This is a genomic window from Prevotella sp. AM42-24 (assembly GCF_003461825.1).
Lineage (GTDB): Bacteria > Bacteroidota > Bacteroidia > Bacteroidales > Bacteroidaceae > Prevotella > Prevotella hominis.
Genome location: NZ_QTXV01000017.1, coordinates 19,396 through 45,000, shown reverse-complemented (window position 1 = coordinate 45,000; position 25,605 = coordinate 19,396). Strand labels below are relative to the sequence as shown.

Genomic DNA, 25,605 nt, shown 5'->3' with positions numbered 1-25,605 from the left:
GCCGGACTGCAGACCGTGAGCATTCGGAGTTCGTCAGGACTCGATAGGCGGTGAAGCCCTCTCGTCCTATCGGTCGCTCTACCTCTCACGGTGACCATCCGACGCGGCACCTAAATGCCTTTCGGGGAGTACGAGCTATCTCCAAGTTTGATTGGCCTTTCACTCCTACACTCGGCTCATCCAGAAGCTTTTCAACGCTTATTGGTGCGGACCTCCATCCCGTGTTACCGGGACTTCATCCTGGCCAAGTGTAGATCACTTGGTTTCGCGTCTACCCCCACTGACTGTGCGCCCTATTCAGGCTCGCTTTCACTGCGGCTACGTACCTCATGGTACTCAACCTCGCCAGTGACGGTAACTCGTAGGATCATTATGCAAAAGGCACGCCGTCACACATTGCTGTGCTCCGACCGCTTGTAGGCGTATGGTTTCAGGAACTATTTCACTCCCCTGCTCGGGGTTCTTTTCACCTTTCCTTCACAGTACTCGTTCGCTATCGGTCTCACGGGAGTATTTAGCCTTACCGGATGGTCCCGGCAGATTCGCGCAGGATTCCTCGTGTCCCGCGTTACTCAGGATACCGCTATGTCTCAGCTGGCTTCGTGTACAGGATTATCCCCTTCTGTGATGTAACTTTCCAGATACTTCCACTCACCATTTGAGTACAATCTCGCGGTCCTACAACCCCGCTGGCGCCTTACGACGTCAGCGGTTTGGGCTGTTCCCCGTTCGCTCGCCACTACTGGGGGAATCATTCATTTATTTTCTCTTCCTGCAGATACTAAGATGTTTCAGTTCCCTGCGTTAGCTCTCTTACGTCGGTAAGAGTAACCGTCCTTCAGACGGCTAGGTTGTCCCATTCGGAAATCCTCGGATCAAGGGTTATTTGCACCTACCCGAAGCTTATCGCAGCTTATCACGTCCTTCATCGCCTCCGTGAGCCTAGGCATCCGCCATACGCCCTTTCTTACTTTCTTTACGACTGTATTTGCTATTCGTTTCCGAACAGCGAATAAGTAGCTCATACTTTCAGCTGTATTCTAACAAAGTGAAATCTCATCTTGCGATTTGATTTACTTTAGTCTGAACTAAAGTTCATTACTTACAGTTTTGCTTGTGTCAATATGTCAAAGATCTTTTAAAGGTAAAAGGGTAAAAAGGTAAAAAAGTAAAATACTTCATACCAGCCTTTTCCTTTGGAGTGGAGAATAACGGATTCGAACCGTTGACCCCCTGCTTGCAAAGCAGGTGCTCTAGCCAACTGAGCTAATCCCCCAAATCGAGATATCAATTGAGAATGTATCAAAGTTGAACTTTGATTACACATTGGCTACGCCGATGTGTAGTCCCAGGCAGATTTGAACTGCCGACCTCCACATTATCAGTGTGGCGCTCTAACCAACTGAGCTATAGGACTATGTTGGTAAAGAGTAGCATCTCTGCCGAACATTCTCTATCTCTTATTTAATCAAACAGATTTTGCGTACAAGAAGAGAAGCGAACTTTTATCAGATTCCTATATCTTCATAGGATAATCGTCTCTCCAGAAAGGAGGTGTTCCAGCCGCACCTTCCGGTACGGCTACCTTGTTACGACTTAGCCCCAATTACCAGTTTCGCCCTAGGCCGCTCCTTACGGTCACGGACTTCAGGCGCCCCCGGCTTTCATGGCTTGACGGGCGGTGTGTACAAGGCCCGGGAACGTATTCACCGCGCCATGGCTGATGCGCGATTACTAGCGAATCCAGCTTCGTGGGGTCGGGTTGCAGACCCCAGTCCGAACTGAGACAGGCTTTAAGGATTTGATCCTTTTTGCAAAGGACCGTCTCTCTGTACCTGCCATTGTAACACGTGTGTAGCCCCGGACGTAAGGGCCGTGCTGATTTGACGTCATCCCCACCTTCCTCACACCTTACGGTGGCAGTGTCCCCAGAGTGCCCAGCTTGACCTGATGGCAACTAAGGAGAGGGGTTGCGCTCGTTATGGCACTTAAGCCGACACCTCACGGCACGAGCTGACGACAACCATGCAGCACCTTCACAGAGGCCCCGAAGGGCGTCATTGTCTCCAAATCCTTCCTCTGCAATTCAAGCCCGGGTAAGGTTCCTCGCGTATCATCGAATTAAACCACATGTTCCTCCGCTTGTGCGGGCCCCCGTCAATTCCTTTGAGTTTCACCGTTGCCGGCGTACTCCCCAGGTGGGATGCTTAATGCTTTCGCTTGGCCGCTGACCTATTCAGGCCAACAGCGGGCATCCATCGTTTACCGTGCGGACTACCAGGGTATCTAATCCTGTTCGATACCCGCACTTTCGAGCTTCAGCGTCAGTTGCGCTCCCGTGAGCTGCCTTCGCAATCGGAGTTCTTCGTGATATCTAAGCATTTCACCGCTACACCACGAATTCCGCCCACGTTGTGCGTACTCAAGAAGACCAGTTCGCGCTGCAGTGCAGAGGTTGAGCCACTACATTTCACAACACGCTTAATCTCCGGCCTACGCTCCCTTTAAACCCAATAAATCCGGATAACGCCCGGACCTTCCGTATTACCGCGGCTGCTGGCACGGAATTAGCCGGTCCTTATTCATAAGGTACATGCAAAAAGTCTCACGAGACTCACTTTATTCCCTTATAAAAGCAGTTTACAACCCATAGGGCCGTCATCCTGCACGCTACTTGGCTGGTTCAGGCTCTCGCCCATTGACCAATATTCCTCACTGCTGCCTCCCGTAGGAGTTTGGACCGTGTCTCAGTTCCAATGTGGGGGACCTTCCTCTCAGAACCCCTACTGATCGTCGCCTTGGTGGGCCGTTACCCCGCCAACAAGCTAATCAGACGCATCCCCATCCATCACCGATAAATCTTTAATCCCATTCGGATGCCTTCGTGGGATGTCATTGGGTATTAGTCTTACTTTCGCAAGGTTATCCCCAAGTGGTGGGCAGGTTGGATACGCGTTACTCACCCGTGCGCCGGTCGACGCCCATCAAAAGCAAGCTTTCGATGTCGTTTCCCCTCGACTTGCATGTGTTAAGCCTGTAGCTAGCGTTCATCCTGAGCCAGGATCAAACTCTCCATTGTAAAATATCATTTTTACTTCTTATTCCATTACTGGAATAGTCGGTGTTTGTTGTCTGTACTTAGGACGAATATCCTTTTTCGTTTATTGAAGCTTAGTAAACCTGACTTGTCAATTTCTTGACGGTTCGTTTCTTTTACCCAGTCTCTTCATACTCCCTATATATAATAAGGTGTAATCCAAAACCGCTTCTTGTACTACTTGTCTGTTTATGTAAAATCTTTCAAAGAACTCTTTCTTTTGTTGCTAAGAGAAAGTGTATTTCTCAAAAGCGAGTGCAAAAGTACAAACTATTTTCCATTCCACAAAATATTTCGAGAAAAAAGTTTCAAAAATATCAGTATTTTAACATTTAATTACAGTTTAACTTTAAAACTGAAAGAAAACTCATTATAATATACATGCGCACTCACACACGAGCGCGCGGGCTCACATACGCATAGATGTGCACATATACAGATTTAAGATATACATAAACACATTACCCACATAGCCCCACATACCAGTCCACTAATATGGATAATATGCAGTACTCTATGTGGGTAAGTTATAGAAAGCCTGTGTGGCTAATATTCAGGATTACTTACTATTTTCTCCTCTCAGTTTTTTATCCCATGCCAAGAGTCGCTTGTATTCTTTCTTGGTCAATCTCATAAAACTACCATGCTGAGGAGCAGTTACACCCTTAATATCCACCGGATCAGAGAAATTACGGAGATATTTATCGGCCTTGCAAATACGATAATGCTTAGGATGGTCGCTATACTGAATATAAGCCACGCGCCATGTATCATCGCCAATCAACTGGAATGCACTGCTGCCTTCACACATTTTGTTTCCCTCGAAGCTGACGAAATCATCCTCTACTGGTGCGCCCCAACTATGAGTAAGATACTTACTTGTAGCGGTAAAGATACCACGATGTCCACCCTCTTTCTTGATAAGCATGTGATAAAGTCCATCGCTCTTGAGGAAATTAATATCAGCATCAATAGTTGCATATCCCCAATCAAAGAGAATTCTCGGAGTAGTCAATTTCGTAAAACTCTTATCAGCATAACTGTAATACATACGATCATACTTTTCCTCCGGGCGATTCAACATTGAATAATAAATCATGTAACCACCTCGTTCACCATTTTCCCAAACATAATTTGGATCCCAAAATATCTGAGGAGCCCAGACACGGTTGATAGTGCTCCAATCCTTATAAGGAGACTGAGCAGTTGCCGCATCACAGAAATTCTGCATACCCTTACGATAATCGAAAGTAACACTTGTCCAATGAATCAAATCGTCACTTTTGAGCAAATCAATACCGTAATTATCCCATTTATGACTCTTAGCCACACACATGTCGGTAGTAACCATCAGATACCCCTTACCATCATGTGTACGAGTTATGTAAGCATCACGTGTACCGCCCTCAATACGAGCATGCTCTTTAGGATTGAAAATAGCTTTTCCTTCATTGATATCCTGATAGTTGTATCCATCACGAGAAACGGCAAAAGCAGTATATTCCCCCTTATCACTCATGTGACAGTAGAGATAACCATAATCACCCTTTTGTAGATTTTGTGCATTCATCGGCAATAAAGAGGCCAATAGCATCATGATTGTTGATAACTTTTTCTTCATTTTATTGTTAGTTTTATATGATTGATTGTAAATGTTTAAGTCTCAGTTGAATCTTTTTTAAGTGTAACTTTACACTTTGGGTGCAAAGATACGGCTTTTCATTGAAAAAACAAAGGAAAGTCGCAATTATTTTAATAAGTTTTTTAACTATGACAGAATGATTTTGCTTTAATTATTACAGATTCTCGACTTTTTGTCGTATCTTTGCATAAGATAAGCTGCACTCGGCAATTTGAAAACAAGTTTTCATTGCGCTCATTTGCATTATCTTTGCAAAAGATAAGCTGCATCTCAGCAAAATATTAATCATCATATAATAACAATAGAAAAATATGTTTAGTGGAATCGTAGAAGAAATGGCCACCGTTGTGGCTATCAAGCATGATCAGGAGAATATAGACTTTACTTTGTCTTGTTCTTTTGTGGATGAACTCAGCATCGACCAGAGCGTAGCTCACAATGGAGTTTGTCTTACCGTAGTGGAAATCAAAGACGGAACTTATACGGTTACGGCTATGAAGGAAACGCTCGACCGCAGCAACTTAGGAATCCTCAAGGTGGGAGACAAGGTGAACGTGGAGCGTTCGATGATTATGAACGGCCGACTGGATGGACATATTGTACAAGGACACGTGGACGAAACTGCAAAATGTATCGCCACGAAAGATGCAGATGGTTCCACCTATTTCACCTTCGAATATGAACTCAATAAGGAAATGGCACGCAAGGGATATTTCACCGTTGACAAAGGTAGCGTAACGGTCAATGGCGTATCGCTCACCGTTTGCGAACCTACAGACAACACCTTCACTGTAGCCATCATCCCTTACACTCGTGAAAACACCAACTTCTGCAACATTGAAGTAGGAACTGTCGTAAATATCGAGTTCGACATCTTGGGCAAATACATCGCCCGCCTCAAGAGCTTTGAATAAAACTGATTTTTGTACTATACGAACAAGAAGAGTAAAAAGTCAGAGAAATCAGAAAAAGTCAATTTTGCATTGCCCAAATTGCAACCCTTAGTTTGGGCACTCATTGCCCGCCTCGTGAGCAACGGTTGCTCGTCTCATGTTCATCGGTTCCCCATCACGTGATCCCCGAGGGGCCGCTTGAAGAGCATAGCAGGATCTTGTGGATGGGTGAGGATAAACAAAGAAAAAGACAGGAAAGTCTATCCGTTCCGGTTAAACTTTCCTGTCTTTTCTTTTATCAATTTACAGAGCCACTCTGATTTGAGAAGCTATCTTTTCTTGCTAAAGCCCCTTTATTTTCGGATAACGTTTGCAGCAAAAGCAGACACTACGATAAAACAGACAAGCGGTACAAAGAAGCCTATTGCCATATTATTCTCCCCCATCAGACCATTTTCCACCTTATTATATATAGGGCTCTCAGAAAACAGTGAAGCCTGGCGGAAGGACTCAACATGACCACTGTGCAACAGATCATAACAACCACTTACAAAAACCTTTTTCATATATTGTTGATTCCTTTTATTGTTTTGCTGTAGTTTCTTATATATGAGACGTATAAGAGGAAAAACACACCTTCTCATTCGCCTACAAAACTATAACATTTCTTCCATAACTCCAAGAAAAACATGCACAAATATTCTATTTTGCGCACTAAGAAAGCAAAATTGTGCATTTTTATAACGAAATATTTTGGTAAAAGATAAAAAAATGGTACTTTTGCGGCTGTGTTTTGTCCCAAATTGACATTGGACAGTCCGAAAAGCGAACTCGAAAACGGACAACTTGAGTACCGAACACTAACAAACTTAGAATATTATAACAATAACCATTTATTAATATGAGTTTAAAAATCGTAGTACTTGCCAAGCAAGTACCTGACACAAGAAATGTGGGTAAGGACGCGATGACTGCCGAAGGCACCGTAAATCGTGCAGCCCTTCCTGCAATCTTCAATCCTGAGGATTTGAACGCATTGGAGCAGGCTCTTCGTTTGAAGGAGCAGAATCCTGGTTCTACAGTTGGTATTTTGACAATGGGTCCTCCACGTGCTGGCGAAATCATACGTCAGGGGCTTTATCGTGGTGCAGATACGGGTTGGTTGCTTACCGACCGTCTCTTTGCCGGTGCTGATACATTGGCTACATCCTATGCCCTTGCTACTGGTATCCAGAAGATTGGTGACGTTGACATCGTGATTGGTGGTCGCCAGGCTATCGATGGTGATACAGCTCAGGTAGGTCCACAGGTGGCTCAGAAGTTGGGATTGAACCAGGTTACCTATGCAGAGGAGATTCTGAAGGTAGAAGATGGCAAGGCTACTATCCGCCGCCTCATTGATGGTGGTGTAGAGACAGTAGAAGCTCCATTGCCATTGGTTATTACCGTGAATGGTAGTGCAGCTCCATGTCGCCCATGCAATGTGAAGCTCGTAATGAAATATAAATACGCTACTTGCCCTATGGAGCGCAAGGGTGATGAGCCTTGGGCTAATCTCTATGAGGAGCGCCCTTACCTGACTCTGAACCAGTGGAGCGTGGCCGATGTTGACGGCGACCCTGCACAGTGCGGTTTGAGCGGTTCACCTACCAAGGTGAAGGCAGTAAAGAACATCGTGTTCCAGGCTAAGGAAAGCAAGACCTTGACCAGCAGCGATGAGGACATCGACAGCTTGATGAAGGAATTGTTGAACGAAAGTATTATCGGATAATTTAAAAATGTAAAATGAATTTTCGGAGCAGCGAGAGCAAAACAAGCTCGCTTGAGTTTGCCGAGTCGTGACGAAAATCTATAAATTTTGCAAAAATTTATGAACAACGTATTTGTATATTGCGAGGTAGAAGGCACAACCGTTGCCGAAGTATCTCAGGAATTGCTCACCAAGGGTCGTAAGCTCGCTAACCAACAGGGTGTGGAGCTCCATGCCATCGTGGCTGGTACCGGCATCAAGGGTCAGGTAGAGGATCAGATTCTCCCTTATGGTGTAGATAAATTATTTGTTTTCGATGCTGAGGGTTTATTCCCATACACTTCAGCTCCTCATACAGACATTCTCGTCAACCTCTTCAAGGAGGAGAAACCTCAGATTGCACTGATGGGTGCTACCGTTATCGGTCGCGACCTCGGTCCTCGTGTTTCTTCTTCCCTCACCAGTGGTCTGACTGCCGACTGTACAGAACTTGAGATTGGTGATTACGATGACAAGAAGAGCGGCAAGCACTATGAGGGTCTGCTCTATCAGATCCGTCCTGCTTTCGGTGGAAACATCGTAGCTACTATCGTCAATCCTGATCATCGTCCACAGATGGCTACAGTCCGCTCTGGCGTGATGCAGAAGAGCATCTACGAGGGTGAGTGCAAGAAGGAAGTGGTTTACCCAGAGGTAAGCAAGTATGTTCCTGCTGAGGACTTCGTAGTGAAGGTACTCGACCACCACGTAGAGGCTGCCAAGCACAACCTGAAGGGTTCTGCCATCGTTGTAGCTGGTGGTTATGGCGTAGGAAGTAAGGAAGGTTTCGACCAGCTCTTCGAGTTGGCTCATCTCTTGCATGGTGAGGTTGGTGCTTCCCGTGCTGCCGTAGATGCAGGTTGGGTAGATCACGACCGTCAGATTGGTCAGACAGGTGTTACTGTTCATCCAAAGGTTTATATTGCTTGCGGAATCTCTGGTCAGATCCAGCACATCGCCGGTATGCAGGATTCAGGCATCATCATCTCTGTGAACAACGACCCAGATGCTCCAATCAACAAGATTGCCGACTACGTTATCAATGGTAATGTTGAGGATGTAGTTCCTAAGCTCATCAAGTACTACAAGCAGAATTCTAAGTAAGCTTCACAGGCAAATGAAACAGGCTTCGATAACATTTGAAACAGGCTTCAGTTGCCTTTGAAGCCTATTTCATAAAACTTCGTAGCGCATTACATATTTTATTTAAATAAGAAAAGTAAAAATGGCTAATTATTATACAGACCATCCTGAAATAGAGTTCCACTTGAATCATCCGCTCATGAAGCGTGTTGTGGACTTGAAGGAAAGAAATTATGTAGAAAAAGACCAGTTTGAAGATGCTCCAGTAAACTACGAGGATGCCATCGAGAACTACAAGCGATTGCTGGATATTACCGGCGATGTAGCTGCTAACATCATCGAACCAAACTCTGAGGATGTTGACCTCGAAGGTCCACACTTGGAAAACGGTCGCATGATTTATGCCAGCAAGACATTCGAGAACCTCGATGCTACCCGCAAGGCTGGCCTCTGGGGCTTGTCAATGCCTCGTCGTTATGGCGGTTTGAACCTGCCTAACGCCATCTTCTCTATGGCTTCTGAGATTATCGCAGCTGCTGATGCCGGTTTCCAGAACATCTGGTCTCTCCAGAGTTGTATCGATACACTCTATGAGTTCGGTTCTGAGGAGCAGCGCCAGAAGTACATCCCTCGCATCTGTGCTGGCGAGACCATGAGTATGGACTTGACAGAGCCTGATGCAGGTTCTGACTTGCAGCGCGTGATGCTGAAGGCTACACAGGATGAGGACGGCACATGGCGTCTGAATGGTGTGAAGCGTTTCATCACCAATGGTGACTCAGACATCCACTTGGTTCTGGCTCGTTCTGAAGAAGGAACCAAGGATGGTCGTGGCCTTTCTATGTTCATCTACGACAAGCGTGATGGTGGCGTAACCGTTCGTCACATCGAGCACAAGTTGGGTATTCATGGTTCTCCTACCTGCGAGTTGGTTTACAAGAATGCCAAGGCAGAACTTTGCGGTAACACCCGTCTCGGGTTGATTAAGTACGTGATGGCTTTGATGAACGGTGCCCGTCTGGGTATTGCAGCTCAGAGTGTAGGTGTTGAGCAGGAGGCTTACAACGAGGGCCTGGCTTATGCCAAGGAGCGTGCTCAGTTTGGTGAGAAGATCATTAACTTCCCAGCCGTTTATGATATGCTTTCAAGAATGAAGGCTAAGTTGGATGCAGGCCGTTCACTCCTCTACTGCTGCGCTCGCTACGTAGATATCTACAAGGCTTTGGAAGACATCGCCCGCGACACTAAGCTCACTCCAGAGGAGCGTCAGGAGATGAAGAAATACACCCGCTTGGCAGATGCGTTCACTCCATTGGCTAAGGGTATGAACTCAGAGTATGCCAACCAGAATGCATACGATGCCATCAGCATTCATGGTGGTTCTGGTTTCATCATGGAGTACAAGTGCCAGCGCCTGTTCCGTGATGCCCGCATCTTCTCTATCTACGAGGGAACTACCCAGTTGCAGGTAGTTGCAGCTATCCGCTACATCACCAACGGCACTTATCTCAGCATCATCAAGGAGATGTTGAAGAGCGAGGTATCAGATGATTTGAAGGCATTGAAGGAGCGTGTAGCTAAGCTTGTAGAACTTTACGAGGCTGCCATCAACAAGGTGAAGGAAGCAAACGATCAGGCAGTTCACGACTTCCTGGCTCGCCGTCTCTACAACATGACTGGCGACATCGTAATGTCTCTCCTCATCCTCGACGATGCAACCAAGGCACCAGAGCTGTTTGCCAAGAGTGCAAATGTATATGTTCGCATGGCAGAGGAGGAAGTTCTCGGCCATTCAGCATACATCCAGAACTTCAAGGCAGAAGACTTGGAGAGTTTCAAGGCATAAGTTTCAATAACTATATAATAAGAAAGTCCGTGGAAAATTGTTATCCCACGGACTTTTTTTTATTTTTTCTTCTTTGTATTACTTCGAGTCATTGTTGGGTCTGCCACATATTTTTGCTGCGGATGCCTAATCATCTCAGGAATCCAATAGAACAGACGTTTTGTCTCAAGAAGATTTTTTATATTGAAGTTCTTGAAAGACTTCGGATTTCTTCCTAACAATAAAGTTAACTCCTCAATATTATAAGGACGCATAGAGCAAAGAGCAATTATGATTTGGTTCAAATCCTCTTTTAAGATCCTCTTACCTACTTTTTCTATCTTTATCTTTAATTCATCAGGCAACTCCTCCAACAACGTATCTCGATTAAGAGCTGGAGTTGGTTCTTCAAAGGTACCAAGCTTACCTTGGTACCTTTCGTTCTCACCTTGGTACCTTTCCCCAAATGTACCATGCTTACCATGGTACATTTCATCAAATGTACCATGCTTACCATGGTACATTTCGCCTTGAGGTGGTATCTTTTCGTCTAATGTACCATGCTGAGGTGGTAACCTTTGCTCTTTAGCTGGTATCTTTTCGTCTTGAGGTAGTAACCTTTCGCCTTGAGGTCGTAACCTTTCTTCTAAGGATACCACCTTGGAGGTTCTTATATAGTAAGTGTTACGCCCCTGCCCTTTCTTCTCTAGGAATCCAAGATCACAGAGCTTATGAATCTCCAGACGTGCACGGGCATGAGTAATCGAAGAATCCAGCTGGCGATACGTAGCATTATCTATCGCACCCACTTCTCTCACAAAGACTAGAGCCAGCTTCTGCTCATTCACCAAGCCAAACTCGGCATATTGAGCCAACCACTCCATATTCTCCTTGCTGAGGAAATGATGGAGCAGAAGTCTTGCCGTAAACTTATTCGCTTCATGGTTCGACTCAAAAGTCGGCGGCATCAAGCCTGCCTCCTTCATCAATCTGCGCATCGCACCAATACCAGTACCCTTAGTCTCAGCAAGATTCGTATCATGGAAAATCTCACTGATTCTTGGATTGCGAAGCATAGAGCCTGGCTCTCCCCAATCATCCTGAGGTTTCAGAGAATAGCCTGGGTTGTGAATCTCAATACGATTGGAATAGCGGATAATCTGAATCGGCTGATTCACTCGATTAGAACGATGAATATACGAATTGACTATCGCCTCACGTAATACCTTATTGGGAAGAATCGCTGGTGTAGATGCCTGCATGGAATCTTTCTTCAGTTCAAAGCCTTTTGGCAGGTCATCCATCACAGCACTACATGCCTTGTTTACCATGAGGATTAAGGGTCCGCGCATATCGATAGTTTGCTCAAAGCGATTATCGCCATCAGCTAACCATTGATTGCCAGAAATTCTAATGTAATCAACTCTGAAAGAAGGAACCAAACGACGAAGCGACATTTGTTTTCCAAAAACCAAGAGCCCCGTATAAGTCAAATCATATCCACCTTGCTTATTCTTCTTAATAGCTCCTAATGCCCTCAGTAAATCGACATCATTCAGCGTCAGCTCTTCTGCATCCGGATTCACTTCCTTGCGAAGTTTACGATAGAAATTGAGTGCATTCTCATCAATATCATCAAGGTCAGCATCATCTACAATACAACTATCATAGGTATCAGCAGATTGATAGAAAAGATACATATCCTCTTCTGAGCATTTTTCATCAGAAGGACCTATACGACGAAACGCCCCCTCAGGCAAACCACGCTTGGCAAAATACGCAGGCTTCTGACTCTCAGGTAACTCTTCGATTTTGACAACAATAACAGTCTTACCCAAAAATTCTTCCACATTAATAATCGGGCGAATACGAACATTGAACATAGAATTGCACATAGCGACAAAATCCGATTGAATCTTGTCTGTATTCTCTATATTCTCAGGCTCATAGACTGGTTTGCCGTCTTCTGTCATCCCTATACGCTTGGCGCCAAGGAGAAGATAGCCACCACGCAGTCCAGGCTCATTGGCAAAAGCACAAACTGTCTCCATCATACTCTTACCAACAGCCGATGCAGATTTGGCTTCTATCCGCCTGTTCTCATCCCAGCTATTCAGTTCGTCAAATAATTCCTTTGCAGTCTTCATTTCTTTTTCTTATTATATAAATAGGTAAAGGAAAACACCATCTTCTAATCCATTTAGCTATTCGGTGGTAAAGATAAACAAAAAAAAACAAATCTACAAATAAAAAAGAAAATATTTTCGAATTAGTGCTTTTTATCAATCACCAAATTTCGGGGGAATCGGATATTCTTCATTTATCTCTCTCATTTTCAGCTGATTAAGTATATTGCGCTAAAAAGAACTAAATTAGGGAATCCTTCTCGTTCCTTTTCGGAAGAAAGTAGTACTTTTGCAGGCGTAAACAAGATTATAATTTTCAAAAACAGTATCGATTATGAAAAGAAATGAGGTAATGGCACTTATCGCCACAACCATATTGATGTTTGCCGTATGTCTCTCTGCTTCGACTAAAGGGAAAAAGACAGAGCCAATCATCCATGCATCGAAATGAACATAAGCTATCCGGTATCTTAAAACGACATCAACTAGGATATATAGATACTTTTTATGTTAAATTATGCATATTGTTTAGTCGATTTAACAAAATAGTCGTATTTTTGCAAAATCAATTAAACAATAAGAGATTATGATACAAAAAGAAGTTATCAGAGAAATACTAATATAGAAGTAGATTTTTATATACCTGATGCAGCAATGGCTATACAAGTAAGCTACAATCCCAAAAAATCTACAGAAACTTGGGAAAGAGAATCTACATCTCTTATCAAACTTTCCAAGGTATTGGATTGCAAGCGTCTCATAATCCTAACTTACGAGTTGGAAGAAGAGATTGTTGTAAAAGACAAGAAAATAGAAGTGATACCTGTATGGAAATGGTTACTTGATTTATAGCTATTATCCAGAACGTTAAGGCAGAAGCTTCAATAACAATATAATAAGAATTTTGTTGAAACCCGCAAATTCTGAAGGAACATGGCATCCCCCGAAGGATTTTGACCGAAAATTACCATGACCGCTATGACCGGATATTATCCCAAAATGTTGTATCTTTGCATCCAGCAATTGCGAAACAGCCTTTGTGCCTTGAGAAAGGCATCTATTAAGACCGAGTTTGGTCTTAATAGACAACAAACGCCGGTCGTCTATTAAGACTAAAAAAAAAGGCAAGAAAAGGAAGGCTGCAAAAAACACGAATCAAGAAGAAAGACAGGAGTAAATGGAAAGTCAGGAGTCAAAGAGGGAACCGAGGAAAATGAAGAGAATTCAATATCTGGTCAAAGTGGTCACAGTCATTTCCGGTCAAAATCATTTAGCAACTCCCAAGTGTATGAATCCCACACGATAGGGATTTTCCTTTCAAGTTTAGGGATTTATTCCACACCATCTCACAAGAAAAGCATACTTTTGCAAGCGAAACAAAACAACAAGAATGTTTCAGTAAATGATTAGGAACCCTCAAAAACAGTAACGATTATGAAAAGAAATGAACTGATGGCACTGATTGCCACAACAATATTGATGTTTGCCGTATGTATGTCAGCATCGGCTAAAGGAAAGAGAAACGTGGAGCGGGGAATGACCAAACAAGAAGTAATAGCCATTCTTGGAGAACCTAAGCTCACCAGTTTCGACATGTATGGGGACAAATGGGAATATGCTAAATATAATAATCTGTTTGGAGATTCCAAGTACATCACGGTCTTCTTCGACAGAAACGGAAAGGTTGTGCAGTACGATACAAGAATCATAGAACCAAACAGCCAAACATCGAATGTACAGCAGCCACAACACCCTACCCCACCCATCTACGATGGAAGATGTGATCCAGATAGCAGAATGGATTACGGTTATTGTCTCGATGATGCTTCCTTCTCCAAACTATATAATAAGGTGAAGAAGGCAAACTTTGATGACAACAAGTTCGACTTGATAGAAGTAGCAAGTCTCGGATGCTATTATTCCTGTGCCCAGGTCGTTCGCATCATGAAGATTTTCTCTTTTGACGATAGCAAGATGAAAGTCCTCAGCATGATGGCTCCCCGCATAGTAGATTTGCAGAATGCCATTATCATCTATCAGCAATTCAATTTTGAAAGCGAAAAGCAAAAGGTAGGAGAAATATTAAGAAGCAGCAGATAATCTCCCTAACACTTGCATATTCAATGAAAAAGCATTAATTTTGCACTCAAAAATTGCAAAATAAATGAATATAAAGATACTATCAAAAGACAAAGACCCGATGGGTGCCGCTATCCTTGATTATCAGAAATCGGAAAGAGTAGGAAGATTACGTGTGCTCTCTTCTATGTTCGAAGAGGACGAAATGCCGGTGAAACATCTCTTCAGAAAAGTTGAGGAGATGCCGATGCTGGAGCAGAAGGCCTTGCAACTCACAAAAGGGCGTGTACTGGATATCGGAGCTGGCAGCGGCTGCCATACGCTCGCCTTACAGGAGAAGGGCTTGGAGGTAAAAGCCATTGATATTTCTCCTCTGAGCTGCGAAGCGATGGAACTGAGAGGAGTGATGGATGCGGAATGCATCAATCTTTTCGATGAACATCTGGAAACTGGCTTCGATACCATTCTTCTCCTGATGAACGGCACTGGCATTGCCGGGAAAATAGAAAACCTCCCTGCCCTCTTCAACCGTCTCAAGGCTTTGCTCAATAAAGGCGGACAGATTCTTATCGATTCTTCTGATATCAAATACATCTACGAGAACGAGGACGGAAGTTTCGACATCAATCTCAATGCAGCCTACTATGGCGAAGTGGATTATCAGATGGTTTACAAAGACGTAAAGGGAGACTCTTTCGACTGGCTCTATGTTGATTTCCCGCTGCTCAAATCCATCGCAGAGAGTTGTGGATTACATGGTGAACTGATTGCTGAAGGCGAACACTACGATTATCTGGCAAGATTTTTCTAATAAAACGGAACGTCTAAAACACATACTCCCACAGATATCACAGATTTACACAGATCTTTTTGAGACCTCAAGCCAAATCAGTGATATCTGTGGGACCTTTTCGAGCATACTGAGTGGACTTATTGACACACCATGTTCTACTTAATCGTAGAAATCGTGACATCCGAAAAATCATTCATATAATCCAGTATCTCCAATGTATGAAAGTCGCGTTTCGCTCTGATTTCTATGCTTGCTTCCAGAAATTCTTCCTTTGACAAGCGACGTTCCTTCAACTCATAAGAATGTACTTCCATCCCATCCTGCTTGATGCGCGTGATAAATTCCTTCACACTCTCACGGGATGGAGCTGAAAAGGACAACTCAATGGTGGATAATCCCAACTGAGGAATCCAATAGTTCAGCACCTCCAGTCCTAACAACACCATAGCCGTGGTAAGCACCGCTGCCAAATACATGCCCGTACCGCAAGCTAAGCCGATAGCTGCCGTGACCCAAAGACCAGCTGCCGTAGTCAAGCCGCGCACCACATTCTTCTGAAAGATAATCGTACCGGCACCTAAAAATCCGATGCCCGAAACTACCTGCGCTGCCACTCGGGAGGAATCCTTTAGATCTACTCCAAAGCCAAACTGGGACACGAGACAGAAAAGAGCACTACCCAAAGCTACAAGGAAATGAGTACGGAAACCAGCTTCCTTGGCACGATATTCACGTTCGATACCTATCGCTCCACCCAACAAGAGCGCCAGCATAAGACGAATAGTCAATTCCATATAAGTTGCATCCATATTCTATAGTTTTAAGTTTCTAAATCAAAAAATCGTTATACGAAATCTTCAGCAAAAATTACTCTACGACATATCATCAAGAAATCGCTCTACAACAATGGAGAGAGCAGTCTCACAAGCGATTCAAACAATCGCTGGAAGAACGGGCGCTTGATGAAATAAGCCACATCATCGACCAGCATGGAGCGTTCCTGATCTGCCAGGAATATCCGCTTGATACGCAAAGCCATCCCCTCACCAAAGAAGAAAGCATTTGCCTCAAAATTATTCTCAAAACTGCGGAAATCGATATTGGTACTGCCGCAGGAACTCAGATTATCATCGCTTACCAGAAGTTTGCTATGGTTGAATCCATCCTCATAAAGATAAACTTTCACACCAGCCTCTATCACCTCCATCAGATAAGAACGCGAAGCCCATTCCACCAGTTTGGCATCGCCCCGGCGAGGCACCATGAGTCTGACATCTACTCCCGCCAAAGCTGCGGTTCGCATGGCAAAGAGCACGGGCTCCGTAGGCAAGAAATAAGGACTCTCCATATACACATATCTGTGAGCCTGCAGGATGATGCGTACATAGCCCTGCATGATGTCAGGCCAAGGTGAAACAGGGCTGCTTGTCACGATCTGCGTAAGACAATTATTGGAAATACTCTTATCTACAGACGGATAATAGCGGCGGTCGTTGATGAGTTCCCGGCACACGAAATACCAGTCCACAAGGAATGCTCGCTGGATGGCATAGACAGCACCGCCACGGATACGGAGATGCGTATCTCTCCAAGCCTGCTTTTCCGTTCCCTTCACATATCTCATGGCAATATTCATGCCCCCGATAAATCCCACCTTTCCATCGATGACACAGAGTTTGCGATGGTTGCGATAGTTCACCTTACCCGTAAAGGCTGGAAACCTAACTGGCATGAAAGCCTGTACACGCACTCCTGCCTTGATCATCCTTTCGAAGAAGCGGTTTTTCACCTTCCAGCACCCCACATCGTCGTATATCAGTCGTACCTCCACGCCCCCACGCACCTTGTCTATCAGCGCATCAGCCACCAGATTTCCTAAAGCATCGTCTTCGATGATATAAGTATCCAGATGAATATGATCCTTCGCCTGTCCGATGGCATTCAGGAGTGAGAATGCAAACTCATAGCCGTCCATGAGAATATCCACCTCATTATCCTTGAAAGGGAGCGCCCAGTTTTGGTTGGTAAACAGTTTCATCAGCGGTCTGTTGCGGCGAGGGATGTGCAGGTCTTCCTGCTCGGCAAATTCGAGCATGCTGCGCTTGGTGAGCAAGTCCATACTGCGCTTGCTGATTACCTTTTCCTTACGGGTATTCTTGCCGAAGAAAAGATAGAAGATGATGCCGACTACCGGCATGAAACAGAGCACAAGAATCCATGCCATGGCTTTCTCCGGTTGCTTGTTGTCCATGAGAACAGCCACGATTCCACTTATTGTTATCGCCAGATATACTACCAGCAAAAACCAATGGATATACAGCATTTTCTTACCTCCTTATATTATATTTTAGTTGAAGACATTATTCGACTGTGACGCCACGAGCATGTTCATCTTCTTCAGTTTCACGAATTCCTCCAGAAGTTCCCTGTTGCCAGGATTCTGCTTGAACTCCTGCTGCACCTCGATAATACGCTGCGCAATATAGTGGGTACGGAAGGAAAGCATGTCCTTGAATATCTGCTGGCGCAGTTTCTCCTCGTTCATCTTCATCTGCAGACTTGCCGTCGTTATCTCCTGCTCACCCGTCGGAATACCGGCTATCCTACTGATTTCCGGGTTGGGATGAGCTGCGAAATAGGTTTCACATCTGAATCCTTCCTCCTCAATATGCTCCATAGCCTCAGCCATAATCTGATTGTAGATGGAATGATGGAACTTGAAGTCATCGCCCTCCATGTCCAGATAGATATACTGGGCGGCTGGCAGTTCCACATCATTGCCGTCAGCATCCTGCACCTTGATGATTTCATCGCCATGATGGATTACCAGTTTGATGAGCAGGTCTTCCACCTCCATCAGTTTGTCGAGCGGTGTGACAGCCGTCTGTCTCAGCGCCTGCTGCTTCACCGGATAGCCGGCATCTCTGAGTCCTGCAGCCCGGCGTTCCTCCTTCACCTGCTCGCTCATTCCGTTGCGGATAAAGGAATTGAGGGCATTGATGATAACCGCCTCGTTGACTCCCAGACGATGAGAACAGTCGGTGATATAAGCCGCTCGGGTAATCTGATTTTTGATCTTCGAGATGCTCTCCACGATGGAATTGATGGCCTCACTTCGCTTCACGGGATCGGTAACGCCTTTGAGCAACACGTCGGTCTTAAACTGGATAAAGTCTGTCTGATGGTCTGCAATATATTGTCTGAACTGCTCGGCAGTATGATTGCGTGCAAAACTGTCAGGGTCGTTTCCATCAGGCAGGAAAAGCACCTTGACGTTCATCTCCTCCTCCAGCAGCATGTCGGTTCCTCTCAGGGCAGCATGCACACCCGCCTGATCACCATCATAGAGCAATACGATATTATTGGTAAAGCGATGCAAGAGTCGGATCTGATAGATGCTGAGTGCCGTACCCGAATTGGCCACCACGTTTTCAATGCCACACTGGTGCATGGAAATCACGTCAGTATAGCCCTCCACCATAAACACGCAATCTTCCTTGGCTATCGCCTTCTTCGCCTGGAAAAGTCCGTAGAGTTCACGTTCCTTGTGATAAATTTCACTGTCGGGCGAGTTGACATATTTCTGGCTCACACCCTTGGTACGGCTATCGAGCACACGTCCGCCGAAAGCCACCACCTTGCCACTCACACTGAACCATGGGAAGATGGCACGGCCTGAGAATCGGTCGAAATACTTTCCCGGTTCATTATCAGAGGCGATGAGCACACCCGTCTTGACCAGATACTTCGGATTATAACCCTGTTTCACAGCCGCCTCGCCGAGAGCAGTACGACTGTTGAGCGAAAAGCCGAGCTGGAATTTTCGGATGATGTCATCTCTGAAACCGCGGCTTCTGAAATACTGCATACCGATGGCACGACCGTCCACATCATTCTGAAGGATATCCTGGAAATACTTGGCAGCCCACTCGTTGACGATAAACATAGATTCCCTTTCGCTCTCCCGCTGCTTTTCCTCGTTGGTCAGTTCGCGTTCCTTAATTTCGATATGATATTTCTTGGCAAGCCATCGCAAGGCATCGGGATAGGTCATCTGTTCCAGTTCCATGAGGAAGTTGATGGCATTACCACCCTTGCCACAGGTGAAACAATGACAGATGCCACGGGTTGGTGATACGGAGAAAGACGGATGGGAGTCGTTGTGGAAAGGGCACAAGCCGATGTAGTTGACCCCTCGTTTCTTAAGGGTCACGAATTCTCCTACCACCTCTTCTATCTTGGTGGAATCCATAATTCTTTCTATCGTCGGTCTATCTATCATATCTGGTAAAATATCAAATCATATTTGAAAAATATCAAAATCAGAAACTATTTAAATGCAAAGTTACTACTTTTATTCGAAATGAGCACATTTTCCGCACTAAATAATATAAACATTTCTCCCGAAACCCTACATTCCAAACATTTTTAAGAAAAACTTAGTTATTTTGTCTTCAACTATTAGGCATTTCCAATTATTTTGCTTAACTTTGCCTACTGATACAAACGAAAAGAAAAGAAAAATGATAGATATCAAAGGCATAACCAAAAGCTTCGGCTCGCTGCAGGTACTTAAGGGCATCGACCTGCACATCGACAAGGGCGAGGTGGTAAGCATTGTCGGTCCCAGCGGAGCCGGCAAAACCACGCTGCTCCAGATCATCGGAACCCTCGATAAGCCTGACGCAGGAAATATCATCATCGACGGCATTGATGTGAGCATGCTCTCCACCAAGAAACTGAGCGATTTCCGCAACCAGCATCTGGGCTTCGTGTTCCAGTTTCACCAGCTCCTGCCTGAGTTCACCGCATTGGAGAACATCATGATTCCTGCCTTCATTGCCGGCAAGAGTCGCAAACAGGCAAAGGAACGCGCTGAGGAACTGCTGGCGTTCATGGGGCTGAGCGATAGAGCCAACCACAAGCCTGCCGAACTCTCCGGTGGCGAGAAACAGCGTGTGGCTGTGGCCAGGGCATTGGTCAACAATCCTGCCGTCATCCTGGCCGATGAACCATCAGGAAGCCTCGATACCAAAAACAAGGCAGAACTGCACCAACTGTTCTTCGATCTGCGTGACAAGTTCGGACAGACCTTCGTGATCGTAACCCACGATGAGGGGCTTGCTGCCATCACCGACCGCACCATTCACCTGAAAGACGGAATGATCGAGAAAACCGTAGAGGCTAATTCTGCTGAAGACGAGACTCCTGCAAAGGACATTCTGGAAGAAAAAGTCCAGGAAAATATTGTTCAGAAAAAGAGTGAACAGGAGGATGTAATCTAAAATCATAGAATTCGCATTCGCAGAAAGGAAACAGAATTCACAAAAAGGAATAAGAATCCAAGAAAAGAAGTAAACAAGAAAACATGGCAAACAAGATAAAGCTCGGCGATTACAACCGCCTCAGAGTTGTAAAGAAAGTAGATTTCGGCATGTACCTCGACGGAGGCGATGAAGGAGAAATCCTCCTTCCTACCCGCTACGTACCGGAGGGACTTTCCATTGGCGACGAGATTGACGTTTTCATCTATCTCGACCAGGAAGAGCGTATCATCGCCACCACCGAAACCCCTCTTGCCAAAGTGGGCGACTTCGCCTATCTCGAAGTGAAATGGGTCAACGAATATGGTGCTTTCCTCGGTTGGGGACTGATGAAGGACATCTTCTGCCCATTCCGCGAACAGAAGAAGCGCATGGTATTGGGCAATTCCTACATCGTTCATATCCATATCGATGAGGAGAGTTACCGCATCGTAGCCTCAGCCAAGGTGGAAAGATACCTGAAGGAAGACCATCCTCACTACAAGCACGGAGAGGAAGTGGATCTGCTCATCTGGCAGAAAACCGACCTCGGATTCAAGGTCATCATCGATAACCAGTACTCCGGTCTGCTCTACAAGAGCCAGATATTCCAGTATATCCATACAGGCGACAAACTAAAGGGCTACATCGGACGAGTACGCCCAGACGGCAAAATAGACGTCACCCTGCAGAAGACCGGCATGGAACAGACTGCCGATTTCGCTGAAACCCTCTACCAGTACCTGCTCGACAATGACGGGGAATGCAATCTGGGCGACAAGAGCGAGGCAGACGATATCTACGAGCGATTCCACGTAAGCAAGAAAGTATTTAAGCGTGCCATCGGAGATCTCTACAAGAAGCGACTCATCACCGTGAGCCCGATGAGCATCCGATTGGCATAACACATTTTTTTAATTATTATATGGCAACAGTTGACGACAAGAAGATCATCTTCTCAATGGTGGGTGTATCTAAGATTATCCCACAAAACCAGAAACAGATTCTGAAGAACATCTACCTATCGTTCTTCTACGGAGCAAAAATAGGCATCATCGGTCTGAACGGTGCAGGTAAATCTACCTTGATGAAAATCATCGCTGGATTGGAACAGCCTACACAAGGCGAGGTGGTATGGAGCCCAGGTTACTCTGTGGGCTACTTGCCACAGGACCCTCCGCTCGACGAAAACAAGACCGTGAAGGAGAACGTGATGGAGGGTGTACAGAAGATTTATGATGCACTCGCTGAGTACGAGGACATCAACAATAAGTTCGGTCTCGAAGAATATTACGGAGACCCAGATAAAATGGACAAGCTGATGCAGCGTCAGGCTGAGGTGCAGGACATCATTGATGCTACCGATGCCTGGAACATCGACTCCAAGTTGGAGCGTGCGATGGATGCTCTCCACTGTCCTCCTGGCGATTGGCCGGTAACCAACCTCTCTGGTGGTGAGCGCCGCCGTGTGGCTCTCTGCCGCCTGCTCTTGCAGAAACCAGATGTGCTCCTACTCGATGAGCCTACCAACCACCTGGATGCTGAGAGCATCGACTGGTTGGAGCAGCACCTGCAGCAGTATGAGGGAACCGTCATCGCCGTAACCCACGACCGCTATTTCCTTGATGACGTGAGCGAGTGGATTCTGGAGCTGGACCGTGGCGAGGGTATTCCATGGAAGGGCAACTACTCTTCATGGCTCGACCAGAAGACCAAGCGAATGATTCAGGAGGAGAAGACTGCATCTAAGCGCCGCAAGACCTTGGAGCGTGAGTTGGAATGGGTTCGCATGGCACCTAAGGCTCGTCAGGCTAAGGGTAAGGCTCGTCTGAACTCTTACGAGCAGATGCTCAACCAGGAGCAGAAGGAGCGCGAGGAGAAGCTGGAAATCTTCATCCCTAACGGTCCTCGCTTAGGTAACAAGGTGATTGAGGCTCAGCATGTAAAGAAGGCATTCGGCGAGAAAGTTCTCTTCAACGACCTCAACTTCATGCTTCCTCCTAACGGCATCGTGGGTGTCATCGGTCCTAACGGAGCCGGTAAGACTACCCTCTTCCGCCTCATCATGGGATTGGAGCAGGCTGACGGCGGTACATTCGAGGTGGGTGAGACCGTGAAGTTAGCTTATGTTGACCAGCAGCACAAGGACATCGACCCTCAGAAGACCGTTTACGAGGTGATTTCTCAGGGCAATGAGACCTTGCGTCTGGGTGGCAGAGATGTGAATGCACGTGCTTACATCAGCCGTTTCAACTTCTCGGGCACCGACCAGAGCAAGCTCTGCAGTGTTCTCTCGGGTGGTGAGCGCAACCGCCTGCAGTTGGCTTTGGCATTGAAGCAGGAAGGTAACGTTTTGCTCCTCGATGAGCCTACCAACGATATCGACGTGAACACGCTGCGTGCATTGGAGGAAGGTTTGGAGGCATTTGCCGGTTGTGCGGTGGTTATCAGCCACGACCGCTGGTTCCTCGACCGTATCTGTACCCACATCCTTGCCTTCGAGGGCAATGGTGAGGTATTCTTCTTCGAGGGCAGCTATTCTGAGTATGAAATCAACAAGGCACGCCGCCTGGGCGATACAGAAATTAAGAAGGGTCGCTATCGCAAGTTGATGGAGGAATAAAGATTCGGAAAAGATAAAAACTTAAAAAGCCCAGGGCAATTTGCTCTGGGCTTATTATTTTTCAGATATTTCACTGATTGATAAAAAGCAGAATTACTTTACTACCACCTTGCGGGTAGAACCATCGCTCATGCGGATAATGTTGAGACCCTTCTGAGGAGCAGAGATGCGCTTGCCGTCAGCAGAGAAACGAGCCACCTCGACTGCACCATTAGTGGTAATATTCTTGATACCAGTAGCAGGAGTTACAGTAACAGCAAATGTAGACTCAGCCAACTTACCATTGGAATTAACCTTAATAGTAACAGTAGTCTTACCCTCCTTCTTTGGAGTGATGACAAGTGAACCATATTGCATCTTGGCATCCAACACAGATGCATCACTGACAGTTTTCACACTCTTAACGATAGCAGCATCAAAGTTGTCTGCATCAGTGGCAAGATCTTTCAGATCAATAGTAGCAGTCTTATCAGCTGCCAAAGTCAAATCTCCTACAGGATTAGCAATCACAGGAGCCACATTATCAGGGAATACAGGTAATGATGGGAACCAATAGTTAGAAATCATTGGATATTCTGCAAGTTGTTTACCCTCTGCATCATACTTGCGAACCACATAAGTAGCATCACCAAAGCCCTTGTACAAACTAACGTATGCATCGTCGCTCACAGGGTCCACACGGAAAGAACAACCATAGAGATAGAAACCATCCTTGGCACCCGTGAAATCAAGATAGGTAGAGAACTTATTGGCATCGATGTCATACTTATAGATAGTATAACCGCAGAACCAAGAGCTGGCACCTCCGTTCCAATAGAGCACATTCTGCTGCTTGCTGGCACAGAAAGCATCTGGAGTCCAAGCATACCAAGAGTTGGCAGGTCCATAGATATTATTTGGCAAATCGATGATACTTTCCTCCAATGTATTAGGATTGATCTTCACAATACGATTGTCAGCCGAACCAGAACCATCGGTAGCCGCCAAACTCAACCACAAGTTGCCATCCTTAGAGAGAACCACAGAGCCAAAGCCCCAACCTTCAGGAGCAGCAATGGTCTGTTCCACCTGATCGGTATTGGCATCTATAACGAGGAGACCAGCCTTCTGATGTACGGCAAAGACACGGTCGTTCACACGAATCATACTTCCTACCTGACCACTATACAATTGGTCGTAAGCCGAACCACCACCATTGCCGGTGCCCTTTACACTGCCCACGATTTCCTGTTTATCGAGATCGAGAACAAAGATACCATTGCTGGTACCCACATATCCCTTGTGCTCATCCACACCAAGGAAGCCACGACCACCGGCATTACTATTGCCTTTCTCATCAACAGAGACGTTTTGAATCTGCTTCTCCATCTTCATGGTCTTGGCATCGAGGATGTTTACACGTCCACCAATAACAGATGCGCCAGGGTCTTTCTCCTGCTTAGACATGATGTAGAATTTGTCACCATAAATCTGACCATACTGGGCAGTACAACCGAGTTCTACGCCAGGATTTTCTTTCTGTACTACACGATAAGTCCACTCACCATCCTCAGAGAGGTAGTTGACGGTAGAGTTCTGATGCCCATACCAGTCTTCATTGACGAAGAATACCCCCTGAGCGTAATGAGACGCAGTGGTTGGTGGAGCAACATACACCAGTTCGCCCGACAAATCTCCAGAACCTGAAGTTCCACTAAAACTAGAAAAACACCAGCCATCCACACTGCCATCAGACAGGTTACGCCTGGAAGCTCCATAGTTAGAATAACCAAACTCCGGATTATTCTTCTCTGCCACATAGTAACTCCAATAGCCCTTATACCAACCTGCACGCCAGTGATCCTCCGGGTCATTAGAAGCAAAGTCATCAAAAGAGTAGTCATCACAACAATAGGCACCATTGGTTAGGTCGTAAGTATTGTCACCACTCACGAGTTGGATGTTACCATTACCATTCAAGTCGTAGCCAAAGCCACCAAAGGCAGAACCATACTGTGTGCCACTGTTCACCAACAGATAAAATCGAGGATCGGCAGCGGCAACAGCCATCAATAAATCAGCACCTGTCGCAGTATCACTCCAACGATAGCCCCAAACGAGATTCTTGTTACCGTCTTTGCCATCGCCCCAACTGATGACAAGAGCTGCTTCTTTATCGCCCTCGCCAACCCAGTAGTTGATTTTACTGAAATCCACTGTAGATGTCGCACTTCTTGCCATAACTCCATAGTTATGCTTCAAGTTGCGCGGTACTCCTTGTACTTTTACCTGCGCCAACAAACTGGTGGCACATAAAAGCAAAACAAAAAGAAAGTAAAGTTTCTTCTTCATGTTACCTTTTTTACTTTAAAT

Annotated in this window: 17 protein-coding genes, 2 tRNA genes and 2 rRNA genes (1 of these 21 only partly in view); 10 read left to right on the top strand and 11 right to left on the bottom strand. The window is 45.6% G+C overall.

From position 1 onward, the window contains the following. From DW917_RS07350 to DW917_RS07330, 5 genes are all read right to left on the bottom strand, one after another. Positions 1 to 977, bottom strand: a 23S ribosomal RNA gene (locus DW917_RS07350); it reaches 1,921 nt to the left of the window's first position. A gap of 225 nt (positions 978 to 1,202) precedes the next feature. After that, positions 1,203 to 1,276 (bottom strand) — tRNA-Ala (locus DW917_RS07345). A 67-nt stretch (positions 1,277 to 1,343) separates the two neighbouring features. After that, a tRNA-Ile gene (locus DW917_RS07340) sits at positions 1,344 to 1,417 on the bottom strand. Positions 1,418 to 1,547: 130 nt separating this feature from the next. Beyond that, positions 1,548 to 3,079, bottom strand: a 16S ribosomal RNA gene (locus tag DW917_RS07335). Together the 16S and 23S rRNA genes with 2 tRNA genes alongside form the textbook arrangement of a ribosomal RNA operon. A 577-nt stretch (positions 3,080 to 3,656) precedes the next feature. After that, a complete protein-coding gene (locus tag DW917_RS07330) occupies positions 3,657 to 4,718 on the bottom strand; it encodes a glycoside hydrolase family 43 protein (protein WP_118117366.1) in 1,062 nt (353 codons plus the stop codon). Between the two features lie 332 nt (positions 4,719 to 5,050). Here DW917_RS07330 and DW917_RS07325 point away from each other — a divergent pair, with 332 nt between their 5' ends. Beyond that, positions 5,051 to 5,653, top strand: coding sequence for a riboflavin synthase (locus tag DW917_RS07325; RefSeq protein ID WP_118117364.1), 603 nt, complete (start codon positions 5,051 to 5,053; stop codon positions 5,651 to 5,653). 332 nt (positions 5,654 to 5,985) lie between these two features. On the opposite strand, the gene DW917_RS07320 is transcribed toward DW917_RS07325, so the two are convergent. Next, positions 5,986 to 6,198: a hypothetical protein gene (locus tag DW917_RS07320; protein ID WP_147344135.1), complete on the bottom strand. Its 213-nt coding sequence runs from the start codon at positions 6,196 to 6,198 to the stop codon at positions 5,986 to 5,988. 335 nt (positions 6,199 to 6,533) lie between these two features. Here DW917_RS07320 and DW917_RS07315 point away from each other — a divergent pair, with 335 nt between their 5' ends. From DW917_RS07315 to DW917_RS07305, 3 genes are all read left to right on the top strand, one after another. Next, positions 6,534 to 7,403, top strand: a complete 870-nt coding sequence (locus DW917_RS07315) for an electron transfer flavoprotein subunit beta/FixA family protein (RefSeq protein WP_118117360.1) — start codon at positions 6,534 to 6,536, stop codon at positions 7,401 to 7,403. A 99-nt stretch (positions 7,404 to 7,502) separates the two neighbouring features. Next, complete coding sequence (locus DW917_RS07310; protein ID WP_006847062.1) at positions 7,503 to 8,525, top strand: electron transfer flavoprotein subunit alpha/FixB family protein; 1,023 nt, start codon at positions 7,503 to 7,505, stop codon at positions 8,523 to 8,525. Positions 8,526 to 8,646: 121 nt separating this feature from the next. Beyond that, positions 8,647 to 10,350, top strand: coding sequence for an acyl-CoA dehydrogenase family protein (locus DW917_RS07305; RefSeq protein WP_118117358.1), 1,704 nt, complete (start codon positions 8,647 to 8,649; stop codon positions 10,348 to 10,350). 59 nt (positions 10,351 to 10,409) lie between these two features. Here the strand turns inward: DW917_RS07305 and DW917_RS07300 are convergent, their stop codons facing one another. Next, entirely contained in the window at positions 10,410 to 12,476 is a 2,067-nt protein-coding gene (locus DW917_RS07300) for an ATP-binding protein (RefSeq protein WP_118117356.1), read from the bottom strand. Between the two features lie 633 nt (positions 12,477 to 13,109). On the opposite strand from DW917_RS07300, the gene DW917_RS07295 reads away from it, so the two are divergent. The 3 genes from DW917_RS07295 to DW917_RS07285 all read left to right on the top strand — a co-directional run bounded on the left by DW917_RS07295 (position 13,110) and on the right by DW917_RS07285 (position 15,345). Continuing rightward, positions 13,110 to 13,307, top strand: coding sequence for a hypothetical protein (locus tag DW917_RS07295; RefSeq protein WP_118117354.1), 198 nt, complete (start codon positions 13,110 to 13,112; stop codon positions 13,305 to 13,307). A gap of 582 nt (positions 13,308 to 13,889) precedes the next feature. Beyond that, positions 13,890 to 14,555, top strand: coding sequence for a DUF4476 domain-containing protein (locus DW917_RS07290; protein ID WP_118117352.1), 666 nt, complete (start codon positions 13,890 to 13,892; stop codon positions 14,553 to 14,555). Positions 14,556 to 14,619: 64 nt separating this feature from the next. Beyond that, complete coding sequence (locus DW917_RS07285) at positions 14,620 to 15,345, top strand: bifunctional 2-polyprenyl-6-hydroxyphenol methylase/3-demethylubiquinol 3-O-methyltransferase UbiG (protein WP_118117350.1); 726 nt, start codon at positions 14,620 to 14,622, stop codon at positions 15,343 to 15,345. A 137-nt stretch (positions 15,346 to 15,482) separates the two neighbouring features. Here the strand turns inward: DW917_RS07285 and DW917_RS07280 are convergent, their stop codons facing one another. From DW917_RS07280 to dnaG, 3 genes are all read right to left on the bottom strand, one after another. Beyond that, entirely contained in the window at positions 15,483 to 16,136 is a 654-nt protein-coding gene (locus tag DW917_RS07280) for an MgtC/SapB family protein (protein ID WP_118117348.1), read from the bottom strand. 89 nt (positions 16,137 to 16,225) lie between these two features. Further along, positions 16,226 to 17,650, bottom strand: coding sequence for a cardiolipin synthase (gene cls, locus DW917_RS07275; RefSeq protein ID WP_118117346.1), 1,425 nt, complete (start codon positions 17,648 to 17,650; stop codon positions 16,226 to 16,228). Between the two features lie 24 nt (positions 17,651 to 17,674). Next, positions 17,675 to 19,609, bottom strand: a complete 1,935-nt coding sequence (gene dnaG, locus DW917_RS07270) for a DNA primase (RefSeq protein WP_118117345.1) — start codon at positions 19,607 to 19,609, stop codon at positions 17,675 to 17,677. Positions 19,610 to 19,850: 241 nt separating this feature from the next. Here dnaG and DW917_RS07265 point away from each other — a divergent pair, with 241 nt between their 5' ends. The 3 genes from DW917_RS07265 to ettA all read left to right on the top strand — a co-directional run bounded on the left by DW917_RS07265 (position 19,851) and on the right by ettA (position 23,253). After that, on the top strand, positions 19,851 to 20,612 hold the full coding sequence (locus DW917_RS07265) for an ABC transporter ATP-binding protein (RefSeq protein WP_118117344.1): 762 nt from the start codon (positions 19,851 to 19,853) through the stop codon (positions 20,610 to 20,612). A gap of 83 nt (positions 20,613 to 20,695) precedes the next feature. Then, positions 20,696 to 21,535, top strand: a complete 840-nt coding sequence (locus DW917_RS07260) for a S1 RNA-binding domain-containing protein (protein WP_022109750.1) — start codon at positions 20,696 to 20,698, stop codon at positions 21,533 to 21,535. 20 nt (positions 21,536 to 21,555) lie between these two features. Then, positions 21,556 to 23,253 carry an energy-dependent translational throttle protein EttA gene (ettA, locus tag DW917_RS07255; protein ID WP_118117343.1) on the top strand — a complete coding sequence of 566 codons (1,698 nt, stop codon included), beginning with the start codon at positions 21,556 to 21,558 and terminating at the stop codon, positions 23,251 to 23,253. Between the two features lie 93 nt (positions 23,254 to 23,346). Here ettA and DW917_RS07250 read toward each other — a convergent pair whose 3' ends face one another. Next, positions 23,347 to 25,584, bottom strand: a complete 2,238-nt coding sequence (locus tag DW917_RS07250; RefSeq protein WP_118117342.1) for a DUF5074 domain-containing protein — start codon at positions 25,582 to 25,584, stop codon at positions 23,347 to 23,349. Between the last annotated feature and the right edge of the window lie 21 nt (positions 25,585 to 25,605).